Annotated in this window: 6 protein-coding genes; 2 read left to right on the top strand and 4 right to left on the bottom strand. The window is 66.3% G+C overall.

The window, feature by feature from the left end:
- The 3 genes from IG98_RS52975 to IG98_RS0143290 all read right to left on the bottom strand — a co-directional run.
- Positions 1 to 522: 6TM ABC transporter family protein (locus IG98_RS52975; RefSeq protein WP_483855315.1), on the bottom strand; the 522-nt coding region annotated here is incomplete at its 3' end.
- Positions 429 to 1,136, bottom strand: coding sequence for an ABC transporter transmembrane domain-containing protein (locus IG98_RS52980; protein WP_051753714.1), 708 nt, complete (start codon positions 1,134 to 1,136; stop codon positions 429 to 431). The genes IG98_RS52975 and IG98_RS52980, both read right to left, overlap by 94 nt.
- The gene (locus tag IG98_RS0143290) at positions 1,136 to 1,936 is read right to left on the bottom strand and encodes an alpha/beta fold hydrolase (protein ID WP_030926249.1); all 801 of its coding nucleotides are present in this window, start codon (positions 1,934 to 1,936) and stop codon (positions 1,136 to 1,138) included. Before IG98_RS0143290 ends, IG98_RS52980 begins: the two co-directional genes overlap by 1 nt.
- Before the next feature lie 470 nt (positions 1,937 to 2,406).
- Between IG98_RS0143290 and IG98_RS0143295 the strand changes: the two genes are divergently transcribed.
- The gene (locus tag IG98_RS0143295; RefSeq protein ID WP_030926250.1) at positions 2,407 to 2,619 is read left to right on the top strand and encodes an MbtH family protein; all 213 of its coding nucleotides are present in this window, start codon (positions 2,407 to 2,409) and stop codon (positions 2,617 to 2,619) included.
- 480 nt (positions 2,620 to 3,099) lie between these two features.
- Here IG98_RS0143295 and IG98_RS0143300 read toward each other — a convergent pair whose 3' ends face one another.
- Positions 3,100 to 4,194 (bottom strand): ParB/RepB/Spo0J family partition protein, encoded by a 1,095-nt coding sequence (locus IG98_RS0143300; protein ID WP_084196088.1) that lies wholly within the window; start codon positions 4,192 to 4,194, stop codon positions 3,100 to 3,102.
- Positions 4,195 to 5,351: 1,157 nt separating this feature from the next.
- On the opposite strand from IG98_RS0143300, the gene IG98_RS0143305 reads away from it, so the two are divergent.
- Positions 5,352 to 6,452 (top strand): ABC transporter ATP-binding protein (locus tag IG98_RS0143305; protein WP_169750303.1); only part of this gene is annotated, 1,101 nt, incomplete at its 3' end.

Below are 6,452 nucleotides of genomic sequence, written 5' to 3' on the forward strand. Positions count from 1 at the left end.
GGTCCAGGTGTCGTCGGCCTGCTCGGGCCGGCGGTGGGCGATGGACTCCAGCGAGGCGAGAGAGACCTCATCGGCGCTCGGGTAGCGGAAACAGACCCGATCGAACTCGATCTCCGGAGCCTCCTCACCCTCGCCCCCGAGCCGGCCCGCGGGCAGCCGCCGGGGGTCGGCTGGCTCCGTAACCGGCGGCAGCAGATCAAGAACCTCGAATACCCGTTCGAAGCTGACCAGGGCCGTCATCACGGTCACCTGCATGGTCGACAGCTCGTTGATCGGGCCGTAGAGCCGCATCAGCAGAGCGACCATGGCCACCAGGGTCCCGAGTTCCAGCGTGCCGTCGATGGTCAGGCTGCCGCCCAGGCCGTAAACCAGGATCGTGGTGAACCCGGTGAGGACGGTGAGGAGGATCATGAGCAACCGCCCGTAGATCACCCGTATGGCGACGAGGTCGCGGACCCGGCCCGCCTTGCCGGCGAACAGGCCGGACTCGTCCTCCGGGCGGCCGTAGAGCTTGGCGAGCATGGCACCGGCCACGTTGAACCGCTCATGGCGATCTGCCAGGACAGGTAGAACATCGCCCCGAGCACCAGCAGCAGGGTCAGGACGGTCGACACCGACTGCGTCAGCAGGATGGTGAGAGCCTGCCGGGCCCCGTTGACGTCGGAGTTGAGCCGGCTGACGAGGGCACCGGTCTGAGCTCGGGTGAAGAACGCCAGGGGCTGCTTCTGCACATGCGTGAACACCGTGGTGCGCAGGTCGTAGACCAGCCCCTCGCCGATCCGGCCCGAGCACCAGGCCGCGACGTACGTCGCCGCGGCGCTCAGCAGGGCCAGGCCCGCCACGGCCACGCACAGCCACACCACCATGTCGATGCGGCGGGGCACGATGCCGTCATCGATGATCACCTTGAGGAGCAGCGGGGTGCCCACCATGATCAGCGCGTTGACGACGGTGAGCACGAACAACAGGATCAATGGCCCGCGGCGGCGCGTGGCGTACGGGACGATACGCCGTACGGTCCCTCGCTTGACCCCCTTGTGGGCCGCCGGGTCACCGTCGTGGCGCAACCGTGTCGCCCCCTTGCCGAGGCTACCCCTGGGCGTCATGGATGCCTGCCTCGCCTTCGTGGTGAACATCAGTATTTGTCGAGGAACTCGATGATCGCGGTGTTGACGGCTTCGGGGCGCTCCAAGTTCCCGAGATGCCCGCTGTCGGGGATCTTTAAGAAGTCACAGCCGGGAATGGCCTCGGCCACCTCGGCGACCAGGTGCGGTGGGCAGATCAGGTCGTCGGCAAAGGCGATCACCCGGCACGGCACGGTTATCCCGCGTAGCGCCTCGCGTCGATCGGCGGTATGACCGACCCACGCCTGCCCGTCAGCGGTGTTGCTGTCGCCGGTCAGTTCGAAGATGTCCAGCCAGGACGCGACGGCGGAATCATCGTTCAGTGTCGCCGGGGAGAGCATTTCAAGCACGGTCCTGACGGCCTCGTACCGGGAGGGCAGCCGGATACCGCTATCACGCATCACCCGCTCCGCCGCGGTGAGCGCCCGTCGCATCGCGTCCGATCGTGCCCTGGTGGCGAGCAGCACCGCGGAGCGTACCAAGTGAGGTGATTCGATGGCGAGTTCTTGGGCGATCATGGCACCCATGGAGATCCCGACGATGCGGCACGGTCCGAGTTCCAGGGCCTCGATCAGTCCCTTGGTGTCGGCGACCATGTCGGCGAGCGAGTACTTCCCGGGAGGCGCGTCCGACGCGCCGATGCCCCGGTTGTCGAAAATGACCGTTTCGTATCCCGCCTGACACAGCGCCGGTGTCTGGTGAATCGTCCAGACATGGCCCGCGGCTCCTGAACCCATGATGAGGAGTACGGGCTCTCCCTGGCCGAAGCGCTGGTAGGAGAGCCGGATCCCGTTGGTGCTCAAGAAGGGCATGGCACATCCTCGTCACTGGTGATCGTGTGCAAGAGGGTCTTCTGGTCGTCGTAGGAAAGCGGCAGGCGGGCACGGGCCGTCCGCGACCAGAGGACGGCCCCGCTCCTGTGCTCTCCCGGCCCTCGCCGGCGAGCCGGCGGTCGCTGTCGTCGGGCCGGTCCAGGCAACGGCTTGTTCCTCACCATCGCACCGTGCCCGCAAGCCGATCAAGGGCAGCTCCGCGTCGCCCCGCCCTCGCACCGTTCAACTGGCATCCGGACGCGGTTGAACGCGCGGCCGGACTTGGCCGGGCGTGTGATCACGAGCCATTGTTGACTGGCCGAACAGGCCCTGGGTCATAGTGGATCTAGTGGGATCGGCCGGTGTGCGAGCAGCCACCGAGCGTAGAGAACGGCATCAGCCGGATCCTGAGCCGGCCGCTGTCCGCCACCGACGCGATCCACATCGTGTACCCGAGAAAGGATGACGTGGTGACGAATCCGTTCGAAGACTCCGACGCCGACTACCTGGTCCTGGTCAACGAGGAGGGCCAGCACTCGCTATGGCCGATCTTCGTCGATGTACCCGACGGCTGGAAGCCGGTCTTCGGGCAGGCGCCGCGCCAGGAATGCCTCGACTACATCGAGAAGAACTGGACCGATATGCGCCCCAAGAGCCTGATCGAGGCCATGGCGCAGAACTAGCGGGACGAGGCGGATCCTCCCTTCGACGCGCACCGATTAGCGGGCCGGAGGGGGATCCTCTGTTTTCGAGGGCCCCTGTCCGCGAGGATCGCCTGCCGGCAGCCCGGATGGGCCGATGCGGCCGGGGGCAGGATGAGCCGGAGCCGGCGGCCGGCGCCCGCGAACGGGTCGTCGCTCCTCGTGCGGCGCTCCGGCGATGGCGGGACGGGCCGTCGTCCTCGCCGGAATCAGCACGGCGAGGACGACGAGGGCGGGTATGCCCACCGGACGGACGGACAGCAACCCATCCGCCATGAAGGCGCCTCGCGATGGAGACGACGTTCGTCCCGATGTGACCCGAGGCGTACGTCGGCCGGCGGCGGAAACCTGCCTGCCACCTCCGTGGACGCGACCGAAGCAGGAGTGCTCAGGCCGGAATGAACGGTCAGCTGGCCGTCTTGTGCGCGACCGAAGCAGGAGTGCTCAGGCCGGAATGAACAGTCAGCTGGCCGTCTTGTGGGAGACGGACCGCTCACGCTCGTCGAGATGCTGCGCGAAGTCCAGCCAGGTCGCTGCGTAGTGGCGCGCCAAGTTTCCGATCAGCGCCCCGCAGTGGGACGGTACAGCGTCGGTCAGATGGTTCCACTCCGCCGTCGCGTTCTGTTGCAGAAGCCGTAAGAGATTTCGTCCCTCCTCCTTGAGACGCAGCGACGGATCTCGCAACAGTTTCTCGACAACCATGGCGGGATCCGGCAGTGCCGGCGGTGCTTTTCGTTCGTGTCTCAGCTGTCCTTCCTGGGCGGGAGACGCGATGGTGGCATCGACCTCCGGAGCGGCCTCGGGCGTCGATGCCAGCTCCTCGGGAAGTTCGGTGTCCAACCGTGTCGCCGCGGGAAGCTTGCCGGACTGGATGCGTTTGCGGACGTCGCTGGCGGTGGCCGGTGATATCCCCACGGTCCGGGCCACCTCCCGCAGTGAGGCCTGCGGATTCTCGGCCATCATCTCGGCGGCCCGCCACCGTCCCTCGACACTGCTCAGCGGGCGAATCCTCCCGTCGCTGCCAATGCGCGCGTTCAACTGCGGCCCGGCGCCAGTTGAACAGCGGCGGATGGAGGCGACGGCTTTGGCCCCCAAGCCCGAAGCCCGCGCGATGGCCCGGTCCGACATCTGTGGATGCGACGCGATAATACGGGTGGCGGCCGCGTACCGATCGGCCTGCGACAACGGCAGGCCGTGCGCGATGTTGGCCTGAACCGCCCGTAGGAAAGCGTCTTCCATAGTGCCTTCGAAGAATTCGACATCGATGGTCTCCTGCCCTCGAACCAGGGCCGCCAGGAGGCGATGCATTCCATCGATTACGTGCATGTCGGATCGCCGGACGAGGATGGCGGGCAATGGCCCGTCGATCTCGGCCAGCCGGGCGACATGTTCCTGATCCGGTCCCGCGGAGCGAGGGGACTCTCCGGGGAGAAGGGCCGCGATCGGGATCGGTGTGGTTCTTGGCTTCAGGGCCTGGGCCGACACAAGGACGTCGCTGGAGTTTCTGATCGTGGGCTTACCCTCTGGAATGAGCTTTTCGACCTCTGACTGATGCATTGATTAACCCCGTGTGTAGATAGTCATTCGCTGGGTGACTATCTCCGAAATTTGGAGGTACCCCTTAACGGACTAATTGCACCCCACCGACCCGCTATACGTAAAGATCTTTCGCGAAAAAGCTACTGTGGTTCGCCGGTTAAGTCCATGGGAGGACGCGTACCGGTTTTCCCAGCTAGTGGATGTGGCGTCGCGAAATGAGGACGGCCGTTACATGCTCCCTCTGACGTGAATTCCAAGATCAAAAAGAGGAGGGCGGCGGCCGTGAACCACGGCGCGGCTCCCGCGGGCCGCCTTGTAGAGCGGGTCGAGCACGGAGACCCCGATCCGCCGCGTTCCCCGGGAAGACCATGGCTGAGGTGTTGACTCCGGCCGGGTCCGGCAGCCCGTGCGGTGCCGGCCACGGCACCCGCCGCGACGAGCGCGCCAACCGGCGTGACGGCCACCACGGTCGCGGCTGGGGCACTCGGGCAGGCACCGTGAATTCGGCCCTCCGAAACTGCGTCCGGACTCCCGTTTCTCCCGCCGGGCCGGTGGAACGGCGCCGCTGAGCGGACGCCAGCGGATCATCTCATCGGCCCGCAGCCAGCCCGCAAGCCGCCCCACGCAACGGCGCCTGGGCGGCGTTTCCCCGTCCAGCCGGAGACGAGCAGCCAAAACGGCACACTAACGGTAATCACCGGCAGCCTGTCGGTCGCAACCGAACCTTCCGCCCAAGAGCGACTTAACGCGATGTTCCTTACCGGAAGTGCAGATCCGCCCCGGTCCTGGCATCAGGAAGGCGGGCCCGGCAATCTCGGTTTTCCCGCAGCGCGTTCGCAACCTCCGTTGAGGAACGGAGCACTAGGTTGAGCCGGGCCCGCACCGGAGGAAACGTCACCGGCCGTCGACACCGGGACCGATGGCACGGCCCACGCGTATTCCATTGACGATTCAAATAGCTTTCCGGAAGTTATGGCTCGGCAGCCGATTACCGGCAGTTCACGCAAAGAACACGAACTCTTCCGGCAAGCTGGTGAGACACTTTCAATGAGCACTATTGATCAATTCACGCGCACAGTGCCAGAGTGAGGCGCTGCGGAGTCGTGTCGGCGGCTGGACGGACCCGGGGAGCCGGGCCGGCACTGACACCAATCACTAGCGCGAGGCAGGTCTTCATGGCAAGAAAACGCAAGGCCGAAGGCCAGGCGGGGGTGCGCTTCGACGACTCGATCACCCGCCAGCGGGTCAAGCGGGGAACGTTGCGGCGGATCGTCCCGTACGCCACGAGGTATCGGGGGCCTATGGCCCTGCTGATGCTGGCCACGGTAACCGTGGCCGCCATCACAGCGTCGAGCCCGCTGATCCTCAAGTTCATCATCGACGAGGGCATCCTGCCCGGGCGCCTTGACATACTCCTGTGGCTGTGCGGGGTCATGGTCGCAGTGACCCTGCTCGAAGGGGCGGCCATGTACCTGCACGCCTGGGCCTCGGGGCGGATCGGCGAGGGAGTGGTCTACGACCTGCGCACCACGGTGTTCACGCATGTGCAGAGGCAGTCTCTGGCGTTCTTCACCCGCACGCAGACCGGGTCACTCGTCAGCAGGTTCAACAACGACGTCATCGGGGCCAGGGAAGCCCTGACAAGCCTGCTCTCCCAGGCGACGTCCACCGTTCTCACCCTGATCCTCGTGCTCACCGCGATGTTCTACCTGTCCTGGCAGATCACCCTCGTGGCTCTCCTCATCATCCCGTTCTTCCTCCTGCCGACGCGTCTCATCGCGAGCAGGTTGCAGCGGCTCACCAGGGAGCGGATGCGGCTGGAGGCCGAGATGGGCTCGATGGCGAACGAGCGGTTCAACGTGGCCGGTGCCATGCTCGCCAAGCTCTACGGCCGCCCGGAGGACGAGTCCGGCCTGTTCGCCGGCAAGGCGGGCCGGGTCCGCGACATCGACGGCACGCTGGAACTCGGGACCCTGGTGGCCATGGTCGCCCTGCTGATGCGGCTCTACGACCCGATCGACCAGCTGTCGATGTTGCAGACGACGGCGGTGACCACCCTGGTCAGCTTCGACAGGGTCTTCGAGGTCCTGGACCTGAAGCCGCTCGTCTCCGCGCGGGCCGCCACCGGGGAGCCGGACGACCTTCGGACCGCCGGCGTCCCGGAGATCGAGTTCGACCGGGTCTGTTTCCGCTACCCGAGCGCCGATGAGGTCTCTCTCGCCTCGCTGGAGTCCATCGCCCACCGCCGGCCCGAGCAGGCCGACGACACCTGGACC

Source organism: Streptosporangium amethystogenes (genome assembly GCF_000721075.1).
In the GTDB taxonomy this organism is placed as follows: Bacteria; Actinomycetota; Actinomycetes; order Streptosporangiales; family Streptosporangiaceae; genus Streptosporangium; species Streptosporangium amethystogenes.

Coding starts and splice junctions, on each gene's coding strand:
- IG98_RS0143300 (WP_084196088.1), bottom strand. CDS start 4,194: ATGCATCAGTCAGAGGTCGAAAAGCTCATTCCAGAGGGTAAGCCCACG.
- IG98_RS0143290 (WP_030926249.1), bottom strand. CDS start 1,936: ATGCCCTTCTTGAGCACCAACGGGATCCGGCTCTCCTACCAGCGCTTC.
- IG98_RS52980 (WP_051753714.1), bottom strand. CDS start 1,136: ATGTTCACCACGAAGGCGAGGCAGGCATCCATGACGCCCAGGGGTAGC.